At 41.6% G+C, this 19,334-nt stretch carries 18 protein-coding genes; 9 read left to right on the forward strand and 9 right to left on the reverse strand.

Annotated features, from left to right (window positions below; genetic code table 11):
* Positions 1-43: 43 nt before the first annotated feature.
* Entirely contained in the window at positions 44-1,795 is a 1,752-nt protein-coding gene (locus B879_RS04920) for an ABC transporter ATP-binding protein (RefSeq protein WP_009184046.1), read from the reverse strand.
* 74 nt (positions 1,796-1,869) lie between these two features.
* Here B879_RS04920 and tyrS point away from each other — a divergent pair, with 74 nt between their 5' ends.
* The 3 genes from tyrS to B879_RS04935 all read left to right on the forward strand — a co-directional run bounded on the left by tyrS (position 1,870) and on the right by B879_RS04935 (position 4,791).
* Entirely contained in the window at positions 1,870-3,162 is a 1,293-nt protein-coding gene (gene tyrS, locus B879_RS04925; protein ID WP_009184047.1) for a tyrosine--tRNA ligase, read from the forward strand.
* Positions 3,163-3,328: 166 nt separating this feature from the next.
* Complete coding sequence (locus B879_RS04930; RefSeq protein ID WP_009184048.1) at positions 3,329-3,985, forward strand: hypothetical protein; 657 nt, start codon at positions 3,329-3,331, stop codon at positions 3,983-3,985.
* 104 nt (positions 3,986-4,089) lie between these two features.
* Entirely contained in the window at positions 4,090-4,791 is a 702-nt protein-coding gene (locus B879_RS04935; protein ID WP_009184049.1) for a TetR/AcrR family transcriptional regulator, read from the forward strand.
* A gap of 63 nt (positions 4,792-4,854) precedes the next feature.
* Here the strand turns inward: B879_RS04935 and B879_RS04940 are convergent, their stop codons facing one another.
* On the reverse strand, positions 4,855-5,823 hold the full coding sequence (locus B879_RS04940; RefSeq protein WP_009184050.1) for a zinc-dependent alcohol dehydrogenase family protein: 969 nt from the start codon (positions 5,821-5,823) through the stop codon (positions 4,855-4,857).
* Positions 5,824-5,964: 141 nt separating this feature from the next.
* Here B879_RS04940 and B879_RS04945 point away from each other — a divergent pair, with 141 nt between their 5' ends.
* From B879_RS04945 to B879_RS04965, 5 genes are all read left to right on the forward strand, one after another.
* Positions 5,965-6,732, forward strand: a complete 768-nt coding sequence (locus tag B879_RS04945; protein ID WP_009184051.1) for an SDR family NAD(P)-dependent oxidoreductase — start codon at positions 5,965-5,967, stop codon at positions 6,730-6,732.
* An 11-nt stretch (positions 6,733-6,743) separates the two neighbouring features.
* A complete protein-coding gene (locus tag B879_RS04950) occupies positions 6,744-7,952 on the forward strand; it encodes an acyl-CoA dehydrogenase family protein (RefSeq protein ID WP_009184052.1) in 1,209 nt (402 codons plus the stop codon).
* Entirely contained in the window at positions 7,949-8,983 is a 1,035-nt protein-coding gene (locus B879_RS04955; RefSeq protein ID WP_157231534.1) for a phosphotransferase family protein, read from the forward strand. The genes B879_RS04950 and B879_RS04955 overlap by 4 nt, the downstream gene beginning before the upstream one ends.
* Positions 8,984-8,987: 4 nt before the next feature.
* Positions 8,988-9,866 (forward strand): 3-hydroxyacyl-CoA dehydrogenase, encoded by an 879-nt coding sequence (locus B879_RS04960; RefSeq protein WP_009184054.1) that lies wholly within the window; start codon positions 8,988-8,990, stop codon positions 9,864-9,866.
* 72 nt (positions 9,867-9,938) lie between these two features.
* The gene (locus B879_RS04965; protein ID WP_009184055.1) at positions 9,939-10,166 is read left to right on the forward strand and encodes a hypothetical protein; all 228 of its coding nucleotides are present in this window, start codon (positions 9,939-9,941) and stop codon (positions 10,164-10,166) included.
* 171 nt (positions 10,167-10,337) lie between these two features.
* Here B879_RS04965 and B879_RS04970 read toward each other — a convergent pair whose 3' ends face one another.
* The 7 genes from B879_RS04970 to B879_RS05000 form a co-directional block, all read right to left on the reverse strand.
* Positions 10,338-10,562, reverse strand: coding sequence for a CDGSH iron-sulfur domain-containing protein (locus B879_RS04970; protein ID WP_009184056.1), 225 nt, complete (start codon positions 10,560-10,562; stop codon positions 10,338-10,340).
* 223 nt (positions 10,563-10,785) lie between these two features.
* A complete protein-coding gene (locus B879_RS04975) occupies positions 10,786-11,622 on the reverse strand; it encodes an N-acetylmuramoyl-L-alanine amidase-like domain-containing protein (protein ID WP_009184057.1) in 837 nt (278 codons plus the stop codon).
* A gap of 42 nt (positions 11,623-11,664) precedes the next feature.
* Positions 11,665-12,060: a hypothetical protein gene (locus tag B879_RS04980; RefSeq protein ID WP_009184058.1), complete on the reverse strand. Its 396-nt coding sequence runs from the start codon at positions 12,058-12,060 to the stop codon at positions 11,665-11,667.
* A 16-nt stretch (positions 12,061-12,076) separates the two neighbouring features.
* Positions 12,077-12,568, reverse strand: a complete 492-nt coding sequence (locus B879_RS04985; RefSeq protein ID WP_009184059.1) for a heme-binding domain-containing protein — start codon at positions 12,566-12,568, stop codon at positions 12,077-12,079.
* Complete coding sequence (locus tag B879_RS04990) at positions 12,565-12,963, reverse strand: heme-binding domain-containing protein (protein WP_009184060.1); 399 nt, start codon at positions 12,961-12,963, stop codon at positions 12,565-12,567. Before B879_RS04990 ends, B879_RS04985 begins: the two co-directional genes overlap by 4 nt.
* Positions 12,964-13,045: 82 nt before the next feature.
* Positions 13,046-14,872 (reverse strand): glycoside hydrolase family 2 protein, encoded by a 1,827-nt coding sequence (locus B879_RS04995; protein ID WP_009184061.1) that lies wholly within the window; start codon positions 14,870-14,872, stop codon positions 13,046-13,048.
* A gap of 29 nt (positions 14,873-14,901) precedes the next feature.
* Positions 14,902-17,793 carry a glycoside hydrolase family 2 protein gene (locus tag B879_RS05000; RefSeq protein WP_238542082.1) on the reverse strand — a complete coding sequence of 964 codons (2,892 nt, stop codon included), beginning with the start codon at positions 17,791-17,793 and terminating at the stop codon, positions 14,902-14,904.
* A gap of 147 nt (positions 17,794-17,940) precedes the next feature.
* Here B879_RS05000 and B879_RS05005 point away from each other — a divergent pair, with 147 nt between their 5' ends.
* A complete protein-coding gene (locus B879_RS05005; protein ID WP_009184063.1) occupies positions 17,941-19,329 on the forward strand; it encodes a 3-keto-disaccharide hydrolase in 1,389 nt (462 codons plus the stop codon).
* Positions 19,330-19,334: the final 5 nt, after the last annotated feature.

Below are 19,334 nucleotides of genomic sequence, written 5' to 3' on the forward strand. Positions count from 1 at the left end.
ACTTGCCTCTTGCTTCTTACTTCTTATCTCTTACCTCTTCTTCCTAAATCCTCGCCTGATAAGTATACAACTGATAATACCTCCCCTGCTTCTCTATCAATTCCTCATGCTTACCCTGCTCCACGATCTTTCCTTGTTCTATGACCAGAATCTGATCCGCTTGCCTAATGGTACTCAAGCGGTGCGCAATGACAAAAGTGGTCCTGCCCCTCATCAATTCCTTCAAACTCGCCTGAATCAAAGCTTCACTTTCCGTATCTAAGTTGGATGTAGCTTCATCCAATACCAGAATCTTCGGATCCGCCAAAATGGCCCTTGCAATGGCGATTCGTTGTCTTTGACCGCCGGATAACTTCACCCCTCTTTCACCGATCAAAGTATCCAAGCCGTCTTCAAAGCGGTTGGTAAATTCATTCACATGGGCAGCTTTAACTGCCTGCATCAGTCTTTCTTCATTCGCGTCAGGACGGGGAAAAAGAATATTTTCCCTGATGGTCCCCTCAAACAAAAAGTCATCCTGAAGCACTACACCCAATTGAGCGCGGTAGCTTTCCAGGGTGATATTTTTTAAATCCACGCCATCCACCGTTATCTTTCCTGAATCTGGATTTAAAAAAGAAGCTGCCAAGCCCGCTATGGTTGTTTTTCCCGAACCGGATGTACCTACCAAGGCGGTCACAGATCCTTCGAGAGCTTGAAAAGAAATACCTTTGACTACTTCTTTACCTTCTTGATAAGCAAAGCTTACATTTTGGAAACGGATATCTCCTTTAATGAGCGGCAATTGGATGGTTCTTTCTTTAGCATCACTCTCCAAAGGCATATTCATGATTTCTTCTGTCCTATCCAGGCCTGCAAAGGCCTCTGTAAACTGACTGCCAATATTGCTCATTTGCACAATGGGAGCGATCATAAAGCCCAGATAAAGTGTGAAAGCCAGAAAATCACCAAAGGTCATTTGTTCTTCCATGATCATATAGCCACCGATACCCATGATCCCGGCGGATGCCAAACCTAAAAGAAACGTGGCTGCAGAGGTTACAAAACTCGTAGCAGTCAAACTTGCCTTTACGTTAAGAAACAAACGCTCCACACCAATTTCAAAACTTTTGATTTCCTGAGCCTCTGCATTAAAACCCTTGATTACCCTGATGCCCCCCAATGTCTCGGTCAACCTCCCGGTTACTTCTGCATTGATTTTCCCTCTTTCCCTGAATATTGGACGTATTTTACCAAATGCCTTTAATGAAATAATTCCAAAGATGATGACAGGAACCAAGACATAAAGGGTCATTAAGGGGCTGATATAAATGAGCAGGGCAAGAGAAATAACAGCAGTAAGAATTCCTCCTATCATTTGGGCAAAACCGGTACCGACCAAGTTCCTTACCCCTTCCACATCTGTCATGATTCGGGATACCAATTCCCCCGTTTTGGTATTGTCAAAAAAACGGATGGGTAATTGGATAATATGCTTTTGCACCTTAGACCTCAATTTGGCAATCAGGTGCTGGGCTTCCACACTTAGGATCTGGGTCAGGGCATAGGAAGTGCTCGCCTGAATGGTAATGGCTGCAACTACCACCAATACCAGCCACTTGAGATTTTCCAAATTACCGGAGGGTATTACGTCGTCAATCAAAAATTTACTTGCACCGGGAAGAACCAGACCTGAAAGCCTGGATATGATGATCAAAAATAAGCCAAGAAACAGATGATTCTTTCTGGGCCAAATTATGGTTTTGAAGACATGGGCCATTGTGACCCTGTTTTCATTTTTTTGTGCACTTGACATGGGTCAAAAATAAGGAATACTTTTATTCTCTTCTCACAAAACCTATATTTGCAGCTTTAAAAACCGAAAAACACATGAATGATTTTATAGATGAATTGCAGTGGAGAGGAATGCTCCAGGATATGACGCCGGACATAGAACAGCACCTTAAAGAAGGCATGCGTTCTGCTTATCTGGGTTTTGATCCTACTGCGGATTCATTGCATATCGGTCACCTTGTGGGTGTGATGACCTTACTTCACTTCCAAAGGGCCGGACATAAACCTTTTGCACTCGTGGGCGGGGCGACAGGAATGATAGGAGATCCAAGTTTCAAGTCTGCCGAAAGAAACCTGTTGGATAAAGCTACGCTTGATCACAATGTGGCATGCCTAAGAAAACAGCTTTCCAAATTTCTAAATTTTGAAGAGGGGATGGCGAATAAGGCTGAACTGGTAAACAACCACGATTGGATGGGAGAATTTTCCTTTTTGGACTTTATACGTGATGTGGGCAAGCACATTACGGTCAATTATATGATGGCCAAAGACTCTGTAAAAAGAAGGCTGGAAGAAGGTAGCGGGCTTTCTTTTACTGAATTCACCTACCAACTTATCCAAGGCTATGACTTTTTCCACCTCTGGAAAAATGAGGGAATCAGCATACAGTTGGGAGGCTCTGACCAATGGGGAAATATTGTGACAGGAACTGAATTGATCCGTAAAATGGAAGGCGGCCACGCTTATGCCCTAACCGTACCTTTGATTACCAAAGCGGATGGCTCTAAATTCGGGAAAACCGAGAGTGGATCAGTCTGGCTGGATCCAGAAAAAACATCCCCTTATGCCTTTTATCAGTTTTGGCTGAATGTTTCCGATGAAGATGCCAGTAAATACATCCGGATATTTACGCTTTTGGATCATAAAACCATAGAACAACTTGAAAAGGAACATCTCGAGGCGCCTCATTTAAGGATTTTACAGAAAGAAATTGCCAAAGAAGTCACCACCATGATCCATGGAAAAGAAGAATATGAAATGGCGGTCAAAGCTTCCAGTATTCTTTTTGGGAAATCTTCCACAGATGACTTAGCAGCTTTAGACGAAAGGACATTTCTCCAGGTCTTTGATGGCGTACCACAGGTGCAACTCAGCAGAGAAATTTATGAAGAAACAGGAAACCTTGTGGACCTGCTTTCTGATAAGTCTGAGAATCTTATCTTCTCATCAAAAAGTGAAGCCAGAAAAATGATCCAAGGTGGCGGTGTATCTATTAATAAGGAAAAACTCACAGATCCAATGGGTGCTGTTGACCATACTTTGCTGCAGGATAAATACCTTCTTGTGCAAAAAGGCAAAAAACAGTATTTCATTATCTCCGTAAAGTAAAGTTAAAAAACCATCTCATTTCCATTATTATAGGTCTGAAAATCAAATTTTTAGGTTTGATTTTCAGCCGAAAAATAATATTTAATTTTAGATGGTTTTTTTTAAATTTTTCATCTTTTCTTCATCTGTTTTTTATAATTTGTCTGTTTATTAAGCATTATTTCTTATGAAAAGCCCTGTAAAAATATTCCTCATATTGGCTGTCTTTAGCTTTATAGTATTTTCCTGTCAGGAAAAAGAAGACAGTCTGACCCAGAGAATCAACACTGAAATTGATACCGTTGCCGGTATGTTGGCAGAAGAATTGCTTACTGTGGAAATACAAGGCGGGGATGAAAATAGGTCTTTTGGTTTTAGGGTTTTGGAAACTGAATTTAAAACCCAAAGCGATGCAGGCAAAAATAACAACATCCAACAGGAATGGCACAAAAATCAAGTGCAGCAGAGCAGATTGATCAAATGTTTACAGGATTTAGACCTTGATGCGGATCAAATCAGAGAAAGCAGAAACCTTATTCTTGGCATGGTGGAATGCCGAATAGATGCCTTTCAATCACTTAGGGAAGAATTGACAGATATCATTTTGGCCATGGAAATCCAACGCTTAACCTTATTGGAAAAACTCCTGAAGAGGGAAATCAATAGGGATGAATTTATGGCCGGTTTGCAAGGTATTAGGGAAAGCTTTAAAAATGAAATTCAGGAAATCCGAAAAAAACACATTGACCTTATAAAACCCTGTCTGCGGGATATGGTCTCCAACCTACGGGAATTAGTAGGTGAAGAAAAATGGAATTCCCTCTATGATTGTGTAACAAGTTAAAGTTGAGCTTATTGGTCATTGAAAGTGTATTTTTTTCCACTCATTCAATCAAAATTTGACTGGCGTTTAATATCTTTGACTAAAAGTCAATAAATTATTTTGTTATGCCTAATACAGCAAGGGAGAAAAAAACCAAATTGATTCTAGATGTAGCCATTAAGTTATTTACTGAAAAGGGATATGCAGCCACCACCATGGAGGACGTGGCCAAAACAGCAGGCATCAGCAAGGGTTTAAGCTATTTTTATTTTAAGAATAAGGAAGACCTGTATATGGCCGTTACCAAAAAGGCTTTTGATGAATTGAAAAGTATTTTTCGTGAAATTTTCAAACAAAAAGGCAGATCAGGGCTGGAAATGTTAACGGATCTCGCCTCTGCCTATATCGTTTTTGCTAAAAGCCACCACATGTACAATGATGCCATCCTGAATTTTATGGGGATCATGCAATTGTATACCCAAGAACAAGGTAGAGATAAAATCCATCCTTTAATTCTTGAAAGTGAACATTTCCAAAAATTACTGGACATTCATCATGATTGCGGTAAACTTGGTATTCAGATGGTTTCCCATGGAATCAAGGACGGAAGCATACGTCCTGAATTACAACCTGAAATCACCTTCTACACCGTTTGGTCCATGATTATCGGTTATGAGCGCCTTACAGGACCTGTTGCCTATGAGGAAAAAGAAATAAAAATCCACTTGGACAATTGGAAACCCGGCTTTATAAAACTCCTTCAGGACATGCTGAAAGGTACCATTCAGGCACAAAAACCTCAGGTCGTACAAACTTCTCTATTTTAATTCCCACTCCGGGAATGCTGTAAAATAGTAACAATCCCCGAGTGGAAATTTTTCTTGCCATGATCAGGAAGTAAGAATAATTTTCCCATTCCTGCCTTCTATCTCATAAGCGGCTAAGGCCTCTTTGAACTGCTCCAATGGATAAGTGCCTTCTACATCCACTTTGACTTTTTGGGAAAGTAAATGGGTAAACACTGTCTTAAAAGCTGTTTGTGTGGCCTCAGGACTGAGACTGTTCATCCATGTGGTCAACCAAAAGCCTTCCACTTTCAAATCTTTAAAAATCAATAATCCTGAATTCAGCGGAATATTTTCCAAACTCAGCAAACCAAAAACCATCATCTTCCCTCCTGTTTTTAAGCTGGCCAATGCCCTCGCCCCCAAAACACCACCAACAGCATCAAATACCACATCTACACCTTCACCTGTTTTTTCCATGACCACTTTTTGGAGTTTTTCATTTTCAGTGTTAATGACCAAGTCCGCTCCCAATTTTTCAAGGATTCCTTTTTGCTCTTCCCTTCTAACTGTACAGGCTACATTGATCCCTTTTTGTTTGGCCATTTGAATGACCAATTTTCCATAAGCAGAAGCACCGGCGGTTACCAATAGCCACTGCCCTACCTTTAATCCACTACTTTCCAACATACCGTAAGCAGTCAAAGGATTGACAAAAGCCTGGCAGGCCACTTCATCACTCATGCCTGCAGGACTTGGAATCACCAAATGTGCCGGCACGCAGACATACTCTTTCCAAGTACCTATGGAAGTAAAAATCACCTTTGTCCCTGTTGGAACAGTCCCTTTTTCATCGGATTTATCCACTACACCTACTGCCTCAAATCCAGCAGAACTGGGTAGTTTTGGAGTGATTCCGTACATTCCACGGACAAACATGATATCAGATGGGTTGATATTTCTGGCAGTAACTTTTATTCTTACTTCATGTGGTTTTGGTTCAGGCATGGCAACTTCCTCCAGCTGCAATACCAGTTCAGGCATCCCGGTTTCATAAAAAACTACTTGTTTCATTTCTTGCTCGAATTTTTAAGGTTATGGATCGGAAGATAGAAAAAAATACTCGGTATGCATAACATTTTCCGTGTTTCCATTGGCTTTCATGGGCAAAATTCTTATTCTTGTTAAGGAACACAAACGCAAAAATTTATAAAAATGGACCTTTCGACGTTATTTTCTCTCATGGGCAAAGTAGCCCTAATTACCGGAGCCAGTAAGGGCATCGGATTTGCCATTGCTGAAGTATTTGCTGCCGCAGGTGCCAAAGTGGTCATCAGCAGCCGTAAACAGGAAAGCTTGGATGAAATGGCCAACTTATTAAAATCTAAAGGTTATGAAGTCACTGGAATAGCCTGTAATGTAGGTAAGATGGAGGACTTGCAAACTTTGGTATCAAAAACCATTGAAACCTACGGAACCATAGATGTACTGGTAAATAATGCGGCCTCTAACCCGGTTTTTGGACCAGTACATGACACCTCATTGGAGGCCTATGATAAAATTATGGATGTCAATGTGAAAGCACCATTTCATTTGATGAAGTTGTGCTTTCCTTACCTCCGTGAATCATCCAACGGGTCAGTCATAAACATTGCTTCCATAGGAGGTCTTTCTCCTGAAACTGGTTTGGGTATCTACTCAGTCAGCAAAGCAGCTTTAATTTCGCTGACCAAAGTTTTTGCCAAGGAATGGGGAGACCATAAAATCAGGGTCAATGCCATTTGTCCAGGCTTGATCAAGACAAAATTCTCGGAAGCCCTTTGGAGCAATGATAAGATAATGGCCCATATGATGAAGGCATTGCCCATCAAACGGGTGGGTGAGAGTGAAGAAATCGGAGCCGCAGCCCTTTATTTGGCCTCACCGGCATCATCTTATACTACAGGAGCAGTATTGACTGCAGATGGAGGCTTTACGATTTAAAAACAGATCTTATGGAACTCAACGTAGATAGCAATAATACTGAGATTAAAAACCTGCTGAACCGTTACGAAGATTTTTTAACACAGCAGGTTTATCCTCTTGAAATGGAAGCCATATATGGAAGTTTTAAATCAACACTTCCCAAATTGCAAGAGTTAAGAAAAAAAGCGATAAATGAAGGTCTTTTTGCTCCCCATTTATCCCCTTCCGAAGGTGGTTTGGGACTGAGCTTGCAGGAGTTTGGCAGAATCTCTGAAATTTTGGGTAAAAGCCCATTAGGGCATTATGTTTTTAATTGTCAAGCGCCTGATATCGGAAATATGGAACTCATGCATCGATTTGCCAGCAAGGAGCTAAAGGAAAAGTACCTCAGTCCCCTCCAAAAAGGGGAAATCAGAAGTTGCTTTGCCATGACTGAACCTGAAAATGCCGGCAGCAATCCTGTGCATCTTTCAACCACGGCCGTAAGAGTGGGAGATGATTACATCATCAACGGGCATAAATGGTTTACATCTTCTGCTGATGGAGCAGCTTTTACAATTGTCATGGCGGTAACGGACCCACAACATCCTAACCCTTACCAAAGGGCAAGTATGATATTGGTACCCTTGGACAATCCCGGATATCAGTTTGTCCGGAATATTCCTATCATGGGTGATGTGGGAGAAGACTACATGTCCCATGCTGAGGTGAAATTTGTGGACTGCAGGGTACCTGCCAGCAACCTGATCGGAGAATCGGGTCAAGGCTTTGCTTTGGCTCAGGAAAGACTTGGACCGGGAAGGATTCACCATTGCATGCGCTGGATTGGTATTTGTGAGCGTGCCATAGAAGTGATGTGTAAAAGAGCTTTGAGCAGAATGCTGGATCCAGGAAGGCCCTTGGCCCAACAGCAAACCATTCAAAACTGGATAGCTGAGTCTGTGGCAAGCGTGAAAGCCTCCAGATTAATGGTGCTGGCCACAGCAAAAAAAATCGACGAGGAAGGTGCCAAAGCTGCGAAGGAAGACATTTCCACGATCAAATTTTTTGTTTCTGATGTACTGATGAAAACCCTTGACCGTGCCATTCAGGTACATGGGGCTTTGGGGATAACAGACGACACCTTACTTTCCTTCTGGTACAGACATGAACGTGGCGCAAGGATATATGATGGACCGGATGAGGTGCACAAAACGGTACTGGCCAAAAGGATACTCAAACAATATGCTGCAAAATGATGAACAAAGAACCCAAAGGTTTGGAAGGTCTTTTCCCATACCTTGAAGCTGAACTTCACCTTGAGCCGAGTTCAACCGTTATTACCCAATTTAAAGGGGGGTATTCCAATCTCACTTATTTAATAACTTCTCCTGAAGGCGAATTTGTATTAAGAAGACCACCTCTGGGATTAAAGATCAGTAAGGCACACGACATGGTCCGGGAATTCATGGTCCTTGAGGCCTTAGAAAGGGCGGGTTATACCAAAATACCCAAGCCTATTTTAGTTTGTGAAGATGAAAGCCTGATTGGGGTCCCATTTTTTATCATGGAAAAAGTGAACGGCCTGATTTTAAGAAATAAAATCCCTGAAGGCATGGACCTTGATTCAGATTTCTTTGTTAAATTAAGCATGTATTCTTTAGATGGACTTTTGGCCCTACACCAATTGGAATTGAGCTCATCTGGACTTTTGGCACTAGGAAAACCAGAAGGTTATGTGGAAAGACAGGTAATAGGTTGGTCTGATAGGTATTTTAACGCCAAAACTGATGAAATTCCTGAGATGGAAAAGGTATCGGACTGGTTAAAAGAAAACATGCCCGCTAAAGAAAATGTGGGCTTTATCCATAACGACTACAAGTATGATAACTTGGTGCTCGCTGGACCTGATAACCCGGAAATTAAAGCGGTATTAGATTGGGAAATGGCTACTGTTGGTGATCCTTTGATGGATTTAGGTACCAGTTTGGCATATTGGGCAGAGGAAGGGGATCCTGATATTCTGAAAATGTTTAACCTGACCTATCCAAAAGGTAACATGAAAAGGGCAGAAGTGATTGAATATTATGCGCAAAACAGCAGGTTGGACTTGAGCGACATGCTGTTTTATTATGTTTTTGGAGTTTTTAAAGTGGGTGTTATCGCCCAACAGATTTATAAGCGTTATTCTTTAGGATTTGCACAGGATCCAAGGTTTGCAGCCCTGATTCATGTGGTCAAAGCCTGTGGAACTACTGCCATGAAAAGTATACTAACCCATAAAATTTGAACGGATGAAAATCAAAAGAGTATGCATTTTAGGAGCTGGCACACTGGGTACCCGTGTGGCCCTCCAAGCTGCCCTATCAGGCTATCAGGTTGCCATTTTTGACATCAGCCCAAAGGCTTTGGAAACCTCACAGAAATTAATGGAGAAAATAGTACAGCATTTGGCGAAGGGAAGCGGTATGGATGATACAGCTGGACGAAATGCCATTGCAGCCATTACTTTTACCGATAATCCCAATGTGGCCATTTGGGATGCTGATCTGATCAACGAAAGTGTTACCGAAGATGTGGAAATCAAAAATGCGGTATGGGAGCAATTTGGCAAAATTGCCCCGGAAAAAACCATTTTCACCACCAATACCTCTTTCCTGCTCCCTTCTATGTTTGCAGAAATTTCAGGCAGACCGGAAAAATTCTGTGCGCTTCACTTCCATGATGTTTTTTACTCCAAAGTGGTGGATATTATGCCCCATCCGGGAACCAACCCTTCACTGATTCCTGTCCTGATGGATTTTGGCAAAAGCCTGGAGCAGGTTCCGGTTTTGGTGAAAAAGGAAAATCACGGCTATCTGTTCAACAGCATGTTAATGGCCTTCATTGGGGCTGCCGGTAAGCTTTTGACTGGAGAAGTGGGCTCTGTGGAAGACATCGACAAGTCCTGGATGGTCAATTTCCATATGCATATGGGGCCATTTGGTATATTAGATTCCATTGGTTTGGATACTGCTTGGCATGTGACAAAAAATTTACCTGATAATGCATCCCAAAGATTTGCCGCCCTCCTTAAATCCTACATAGATGAAGGGAAAATGGGTGAGAAATCCGGTCAAGGTTTTTATAAATACCCTAATCCGGCATACAAGCAACCAGGTTTTTTAGATTAAACCCTAAACCAAAAGCAATTTGTATATGCAGAGAAATATGGATTACCCGATGGTTCCGGATATGGGTTTATCATGTTGAACAAAAACTTAATCAGGTTGGAAGTGCTTAACTATGAAAATGATCCGGAAGGTAAGTTTCGAAAAGTGAGACTTGGCGATGAAACGATTGAAGTTTGGCTAAATCTTGATATTATCAAATATCCGGATCCTGAGGTACTGTCAGTAACAGGAAACATACAAATACATAAAGAGGGTCAACCTGTTTTAACCGAAAAGATTATCGGGACCTGTGGATGTTGATTCCAAAAACTGGAATCAAATGATATCCTGTTCATTGATTCATCACATATCATACATTAAAATTTAAAGAATGTATTCGCCAGTTGGCGTTTTTCAGCACGCCCTAAATACAACAATAAAAGACCAGAGCAGTAATACCTTAAAATAATACCGCTCTGGTCTTTTTCACTTTTAAACTTTTCTGGGAGGCAGATCGAATGCTACTGCCTCATGCTCAAATTTACCTCTATGTGAACCATCACAAAAAGGCTTATTATTGGAATGTCCACAGCGGCAAAGGCCCAGGGTAGTTCTTCCCTGAAGTCCATAAGCATTGCCTTGATTGTCAACAATTTCAAAATCCCCTTCAATTTTCAATGATCCATTGGGGTTAACAGTGATTTTTGTATTGGCCATATTTAATAATTAGGTTTGGTTAACAATTAAAAATTAACATACACAAAAATCAAAAAATTCAAAAATATCCTTACCTGAAAATAAAACCCTTTATCCTTTTTCCTTTTGCCTTGGCTCTTATTATTCCTCACCTGCATCCTGGCCCCTCACTACCCCAAAGCTTTCGGGGGTCCCCTGGATATTTTCTTAACGTCCGGTCCTGAAATCCACTTTAATTGCACCCTTATCTCAACCTACCCACCATAATTCCGGATTGGGATTTAAAAGAAGCCAAATAATCACTCAATGGCTTTTCCGAAACCTCAACCTGCATGGTTCCAGAACTTGCATGCATTAAATGAATCCTGCCGTTTATTTCCATGGCAAAGCCTACATGCACCATGTCAAGGTTACTCATTGTTGCCGTGATAGCGATCAAATCTCCAGCCTGAATCAAATGCTCCCGCTGCCTTATTTCTTCTTTCGGGATGTAGGAATAAGTTCTACTAGCAATGGTCTTTTCCGATGCTTTAATCTGAGTTACATAACCTGGATTGCTCAAGGGTGGATAAAATTGTGGATTGGAGGACATAAAAGTTGGATGATTGGGATAAGGCTTTCCTCCAATGTTGGCGGTAACATCTTTAATGATACCTTTTTTCTCATTTTCAAACATCCAATCTGAAAAGTAGTGTAAACGGGAAGGGTAACCTGTATTGACCGAATTCCGGTACCTTATCTTTTCCAGTTCAGCCTCATAAGCTTCAAAGGTTAATTTAGATTTTGAAACCAACCTGCTTAGGGTGACCACCGTTTCCAGAAAGGTGGTACAATCTAAGCCCTGAAGATTGATCACCAGTTTTTCTTCACCAGGAATTTCCAGGGTTTTTTCTACATAAGGCGTTCCTAAAAACCATTCTCCAATTTCTACATTAAGGGTATTCAAAGACTTTCCTGAGTGATCTTTTTGAGACAATTCAAATAAGAGTCGCTCAAGTCTTTCTCTACTCTCGGGTGAACAGACCGTTTGTGCATTGGAAGTAAATGGAAAAAAGAGTAGCAGGAATAAAATAGCACGCATAAGGGTAGCAATGATTACTTTTGAAATTTGAGTCAATTTCACTTATCTTCTGTTCCCATCAAAACCTATTCCCAATTCTTTTATCTGCAGCGTGTAATGATCGGTACTGTCTGGAATATAAATTTGCATGGTGTGGTTGCCATTTAGTTCCTTGATGGGCATATTGTATTGAATGGCTTCACCAATGTAAAAATCTTTACCCTTTAGTGCAGGGTCAATGATGATCTCCTTTGGTAAAATGGATTTCAATTTTATTGAATCGTTTTGGTTGTCAGATTCAATGGGAGCAATAAGTATGGAATTGAAATCTGATTGATTAGAATCTGATATTACCAATTTCTTCTTGGAATCAATTGTAATATTTTGAAATTGTCCATAGCTTTCTCTTATGGTCATTACCATAACCATTATAAAAAATACGATTTGCATTTTTTTCATAACGATAAATTTTTGATTAATATTCTTCTTCATCTTCATAAGCTTCAGACGCCTCCACCAATCGGTCCATGGTATCCTCCGCCCAAGCCACAATCAATCGACGCTGCGCATCAGTTAACTTTGCCTCCCGATGCATCTTCACATAAATATCCATGGGCATTCGACCTTCATCTACCTCTATAGCTATATCATCTAATTTTCCCAATTGCTGCATCAGATTTAAATCTTCCCAGTGGGAAAAATTCAAAGATTCCCTTCCTTCCTTGACATCCTTGGCAACCAACCAGGAACTTGGAGCCACTTTAGCATACCAAGGAAAGTGAGTTTCATTGCTATGGCAATCATAACAGGCAGTCTTCAACAAGGCAGCAACATCTTCACTTACCAGTCCCGATTGGATCAAATCCCCGGAATTATAAATATGTACCTCGGGCAACTCATTGGGCACAAGTTGGATTCCTAATAAAAGCAGGGCCAAGAGGCCCAGCAGATAAGTCCCCCACTTCATTGTTTGGGGGCCCTCTTTTTACCCGAACTCCAATCCAATAAGGTCTGTAATTCTTCAGGACTCAATTTTCCTTCCGGTTTGCTTTCCAAAAATTTCGCAGGAGGCATTTCTCCCTCTACCAAGGTCTCATTGATTTTTGCCATGGTCGCCAACTGCTTGGCCTTTCTGGAAGATTCAAAATCATCCCAATCCAACTTCTTTTTTCCTTTTTCATTTTTTGACTCTGCATTATGGCAACCATAACATTTTTGGTCTATGACAGCTTTTACATGAGCCGGTATTTCATTGTCAAATTCCACGGATACAATTGTGGTTTCATTGGCCTCCTTGGATGTGGCCTGTAAAAAGAGAAAGACAGTCAAAGCCAATGCAGGAATAAGAAGTAATTTTTTCATAGTGTGAGAGGTTAAGGTTGAATGGGAAATTTGCACATTTTGCCATGAAAATGCAACGAAAATGTGATGATTTAAATCCTGATCAGTATAAAGTCTGATGCAATCTGCGCATGGCTTCTACAGGGAATTTGATCACCTTCCTATCGTAAGTCATTAAGCCATTGACCTCAACTTCCACATCAGTGGTTTGGGTATAAACGGCAGCCGCCAAACCCTTTGGCATCAGGTATTTTAGATCAGCAATAAGCTTTTGATACCGGGTCCATAGTTCCTCTTCATTTTTAAAACTCTGATAACCCCAATTGTCTTTTTCCTGCCAGGTGTGGCCTTCTACAGGTAATCCCAATCCTCCATATTCTCCAAGTACAAGAATATTTACCTTTCCAAACAAATCAGGGGATGGCATCACCGGATCGGGGTAATTGTGCACATCAAATATATCGCCGACCAATTTGTTACCTTCCAGCTCAAAGTTTCCTCCAGATGCGGAATTGACCAATCGACTGGGATCATAAGCCTGAGTCCATTCAGTGATTTCCTTGGTTTTGAACTGCCCCCAAGCCTCGTTAAAAGGAACCCAAACCACAATGGAAGGAAAATGGTGGAAAGCATCCATGATGGCCTTCCATTCTCTTGTGAATATGGCTTCTGATTCAGGTGTCCTTTCCCTATCCAAACCCTTTCTGTAAATTCCCGGTTTTGGTTCCCATACATTGCCCATATCTCCACTGGGCATGTCCTGCCATACCAACATGCCCAAGCGGTCACAATGGTAATACCAACGGGCCGGTTCTACTTTCACATGTTTTCGGATCATATTAAAACCCAATTCCTTGGTTTTCTCAATATCAAATAACAATGCCTCGTCCGTTGGCGCAGTGTAGAGGCCATCAGGCCACCAACCCTGATCCAAGGGGCCATATTGAAACAAGGCTTTCCCGTTTAGAGCCATCCATTGCATGCCGTTTTCATCATAAGTGACCTCAATTTGCCTTAAAGCCCCATAGGATTTCACCTCGTCCACTACCCTATTTCCTCTCATCAACTTGACCTGAAAATCATACAGGTGGGGATCATCAGGAGACCAGGATTTGGGGTCATTGATTTTTAATGTAATGGCTTGATCTGATCCAGCCTCTCCCTGTCCTACCAATTTTTCCCCATCAAAGGCCTGAACCAGCCACTTCAGGTTCTCTTGAACTGTATTCAAATCCGCTTGGATAACAAATGCTCCATTGTCCCAATCAGGGCTTACCTTTAAAGCCGAAATATGGGTTTCCGGTACAAACTCCAGCCAAACGGTTTGCCAAATTCCTGTAACCGGTGTATACCAAATCCCCCGGGGCCTATTGACCTGCTTGCCCCTGGGTTGAGGTCCTTCATCTGTCGGATCCCAAACCCTGACCACAATCTCTTGTTGTTGACTTCTATTCAAATAGTCGGTAATATCAAAGGTGAAAGGGTCGTAGCCTCCTTGATGCTTACCGGCAGATTTTCCATTGACAAATACTTCCGCCTCCCAATCTACGGCGCCAAAGTGCAACAGTACCTTTCCTCTCCTTTGGCTATTGCTGACTTGAACTGACTTTCGATACCACAACTCCTTGCTGGCCCCTACGGGTTTCATCACACCAGAAAGGTAGGATTCCACAGGATAGGGAACAGTAATTTTCCCCTGAAATTCAGAGGGTAAGGCAGTGCCTTTCTCCAAAATGGCATAATCCCAAGATCCATTCAAATTACTCCAATTATCCCTGACCATTTGAGGTCTTGGGTATTCGGGAAGTGGATTGTTAGTATCCACTTTTTCTGCCCATGGACTGAGAATGGGATTGGTATTTAATTCTTGGGCATTTGTCAAGAAGTTGAAGCAACATGCCAGCAATAGGCCAATAGCTAAGTTTTTCATAGTAATCTGTTTATGCTAGGTTATTTAGGTTATAGATCTTCGAAAGTAATCCTCAGTTTGATGCCAAAAGCCTGATCTCCTCCATGACTCACGGCCCTGATTTTATTCCCACTTGGCCCCATGGTTTCAGGACCGGCAAACTTATTTCCTATGGGACTGATCTGATGAAGAAAATTGAGATCACCTTCAGGCATTTCAGGGGTAACACCTGGTGTAGCATGCGGTGAATTTTCAGGGTTATATAACTTGAAATACATGCCCGGACTTTTAGATACAATTTGGATGATCCCTTCTTCGGTCAGCAACTGAAGGGCGTATAAATTGGCATGATAACCCTTAAATTCAGGATAAACCAAATTGTCATAGCTGTATCCGGTGATGGTATTGTTATAAGCCTTCTCCCAAAGTCCAAACTCGACACCTTTTTCACGGTTTTTCCATACCCTGTATGGTCCATTTCCAATCCATTTAACTCCTTTTACTTTGTTTTCAGGATAGGTAAATGACAAACCTAAATAGCTTACCATCTGACCGTTCAATAATGGCCCATCCGCTTCTAATTCTAAGGTACCATCCGGTAATACCCTCCAGGTACTTCTTTTAGGATAGGAAGTATAGCTGCTTTGGATATTGATACTGCCATCAGGGTCTGTCTCCCAATTTACCCCTTCCACCTCAGAATTGACCCCAACTGCGATTGGACCATCCTTGAAGGCAATATCCTTATCATTTTTCTGCACAAGCTTCAATTGACCGTCATTCAAGGAAAACTCAAAATACATCTCCCCTGCCTTAACCTTCAAAAGCCCATCTTCCTCATCCACTTCTGTTAAACCGTACATATCAAATGAGGAGGCAGACAAACGGTCAGCAAACTCACTGATACCGGAGATAGCCCAAGACCAGGTATAAAGCTCCATTCCGTTCCAATCATATGCAGCCACTCTCAAAAAATCAGCTTCCTCAAATTCCGCCGAAAGGGGAATTTTAACCCTTTTCCTTTCTCCCAATCCAATATCCGGTAAATACAATTTTCCTTCGTCCAGATTTATTTCCTTGTCAAAACCTTCCAGCTTATGCAAGCTCCATTCTAATCTGCAGCCTGTCAAAGAGGAATAGAGGTAATGATTTTCTATCCATAAATTCCCATCAAAATGCCTATTCATCACAAAAGGAGCAATCTGAATGGGAGACCAAATATTTTTAATGGTATAAAAACTTCCCTCTTTTTCTTTGTATGGGCCTAAAATTCCATCCGGAGCATGGTTCCCATCGGCATCCAATGCTCCATCCCTATCGGTTCTGACCACAGCTTCATCAGCAAATACCCAAAGAAAGCCACCTGCAGCCACAGGATTACGCATAAAATCCCGCCAATAATCCTCCAGTCCTGCACCGTGCCCACCATCATATAGCCCATGCATAAATTCAGTGGGGAAAAAAGGAGTTATACCATGGGTCAACCTTTGTACACCTGCATTGTATTGAAAGTAATGATGGGTATCCACCCCATTTCGAATAAGCCAAGGATAAATTACCGGACGCTTTTGAATGTCATATTGGTGAAACCACTTTTCATTCTCAAAATCCCAACCTCCTTCATTGCCATGGTCCCATATAATCACAGAAGGATGGTTGGCATCTTTCCATACAGTCGCCTTAATCACCTTTGGACCTATCTCAGTATCATAGCCCTGTTGCCAACCGGCCACCTCATTCAATACAAAAAGCCCCAAGGAGTCACATAAATCCAAAAATCTTTCATCTGGAGGATAATGGGACATGCGGACAGCATTCATATTCATCTCCTTCATCAATTGAATATCCTCTAAATGATTGGCATCTGATAGGGCTCTTCCCGAACTGGGATAAAAAGAATGCCTATTTACTCCTTTAAAAATTACCCGCTTACCATTCACATATATGCCATCCTGTTCCCGAAGTTCTACTGTCCGGAAACCAATCTTTTCAGATTTCTCAAAAACAGTTTTTCCCTTTTCTTTTAAACTTAATACTGCTTTATACATTTTCGGTGATTCAGGATTCCAGGATTGAATCCCTTCAAATACCCCGTCAATTTGGATTTCCTCTCCTGTAATTGGTGTATTGATTTTGCCCAGTGATTTTTCATCTCCTAATTCAAATAGTTCTACCTCCAATAGCCCATCTTCTACACTTTTATTCAATACCACCAAAGCCTCAAATTCCCCATTGGCTTGCGGGTTTACCGCCACCCGCTGAAAATGCAATTCGGGCAATATCTCCAAATACACCGGGCGGTAAATTCCTCCAAAAATCCAATAATCTGCTTCCCTTTCTGCCCGATTGACCGAGGCATTTGCAGAATGCTTGGCCACTTCCACTTCCAAGAAGTTTTCTTGACCAAAATTCAAGAGCGGTGTAATGTCATGACTGAACCTGTAAAAACCTCCTTGGAAAACATCTCCGGCAACTTTCCCATTTACCTTCACTTCAGTATCAGTCATGGCCCCTTCAAAGACCAATTGGACAACCTGTCCTTTCCAAGCATCCGGTGCATCGAATTCCAGTTTATAAAACCCCTTTTCCTTTCCCAAAACCCTATCAGAATTTCTATGGTCATGTCCATAATTATAGGTTCCAAAACCATGCAGCTCCCAATTGGAGGGCACGGGAATCTTCGCCCACTCTCCTGCCCTGCGGCCACCATCTACCATAAAATCCCAGGCTACAGCTGTGGCCGCATCTTTTCCAGATAAATAATGTCTTTCATAGACTTGGGAGTAAGCATTTGTTTCAAAAAGAAAAAAAGCAATGGAAGACATCAAAATGGGTAGCCAAACCGTGTAATGGAAGGACTCATTGGTCTGTTTTAAACATTTTTTATAGGTCATTTTATTGGCAAACTGGCTTCTGATCAATGGATTATTTGTCTTTATCAAGATAATTCCTAATTTAAAAAATTTAAATTTGAAAATACCCAAAACACGAAATCGATTTCGTAAGTATTGGCTGTAGTAATTAGAAATTTTGGGTGAAATAAAGAATTTCAACACATTGGAAATTTACTAACACTTAAACCCCAAAAAATGAAACCAAAATATTTTAGCTACTTTCTCATTAGTCTTGCGATGGGGCTATTTTCTTGTCAAACCAGTACAAATGATAAAAAAGAAGAAAACTGGACCAATTTATTCAATGGCGAAACCCTGGACGGTTGGAAAGTTGTGGGCGGCAAAGCAGAATTTGAAGTGAAAAATGGAGAAATCATAGGCTATGCAGTAGCCAATACACCAAATACCTTTTTGATTACAGAGATGGATTATTCCGACTTTATCTTGGAATTGGAATTGAAAATTGAAGATCTGAGCAGCAACTCAGGGGTAATGGCAAGGGGACAGTTTGATCCAACAGCCAGAGATGGACAAGGGTTGGTATATGGTTATCAGATAGAAGCCGACCCCAGCCCAAGGGCTTGGTCAGGTGGCTTATATGATGAACAAAGAAGGGGTTGGCTGTATCCTTTGGACCTTAATCCAGCGGCCAAAGCTGCTTTTAAAATGGGTGAATGGAACCATTACCGCATTGAAGCCATAGGCAATGAAATCAAGTCCTGGATCAACGGACAGGAAGTAGCCTATGTGGTCGATGACATGGACAGTAAAGGGCATATTGGACTTCAGGTCCATAGCATCAGAAGTGCAGAAGATGAAGGAAACAAAACTTATTTTAGGAATATCCGCATTCAGACAGATAACCTGCAACCTAAACCCTTTACTGGGGATGTTTTCGTGGTCAGCACAGGCCTAAATGAGTTGACTGAATTAGAAGAAAACAATGGTTGGAGGTTACTTTTCAATGGAGAAAATACTACAGGTTGGAAGGCTGCTTACAAGGAGGAATTCCCCTCTGAGGGATGGTTTGTCCAGGACGGCATTCTTACCATCAAAGCTTCTGATGGCAGCGAGTCCATGAGCTATGGGGACATTGTCACTACAGAGAAATTCAGTGCCTTTGATTTGGCCTTTGATTTCAAATTTACAGAAGGAGCCAATTCCGGTGTTAAATATTTTGTTACCTTGAGTGAAGGAAATGTGGGTTCAGCCATTGGCTTGGAGTATCAGATCCTTGACGATGAGCGCCATCCAGATGCCAAAATGGGCCGTGAAGGCAATAGAACCTTGGCTTCCCTGTATGACCTGATCAAAGCCGATAAAAACCCTAGATTTATAAAGGGACCCGGTGAATGGAACAAAGGAAGATTGGTTGTTTATCCGGACAACAGGGTAGAACATTACCTCAACGGGGTGAAAGTTGTAGAGTACCTGAGGGGCTCTCAAGCCTACAGGGAACTGGTGGCGAAAAGCAAATACCATATCTGGGAAAACTTTGGAGAGGCAGAAGAAGGATATATTCTGCTTCAGGACCATGGTGATGAAGTGCATTTTAAGAACATAAAAATCAGGACATTACAATAAAATCC

The sequence above is a fragment of the Cecembia lonarensis LW9 genome, assembly GCF_000298295.1.
In the GTDB taxonomy this organism is placed as follows: Bacteria; Bacteroidota; Bacteroidia; order Cytophagales; family Cyclobacteriaceae; genus Cecembia; species Cecembia lonarensis.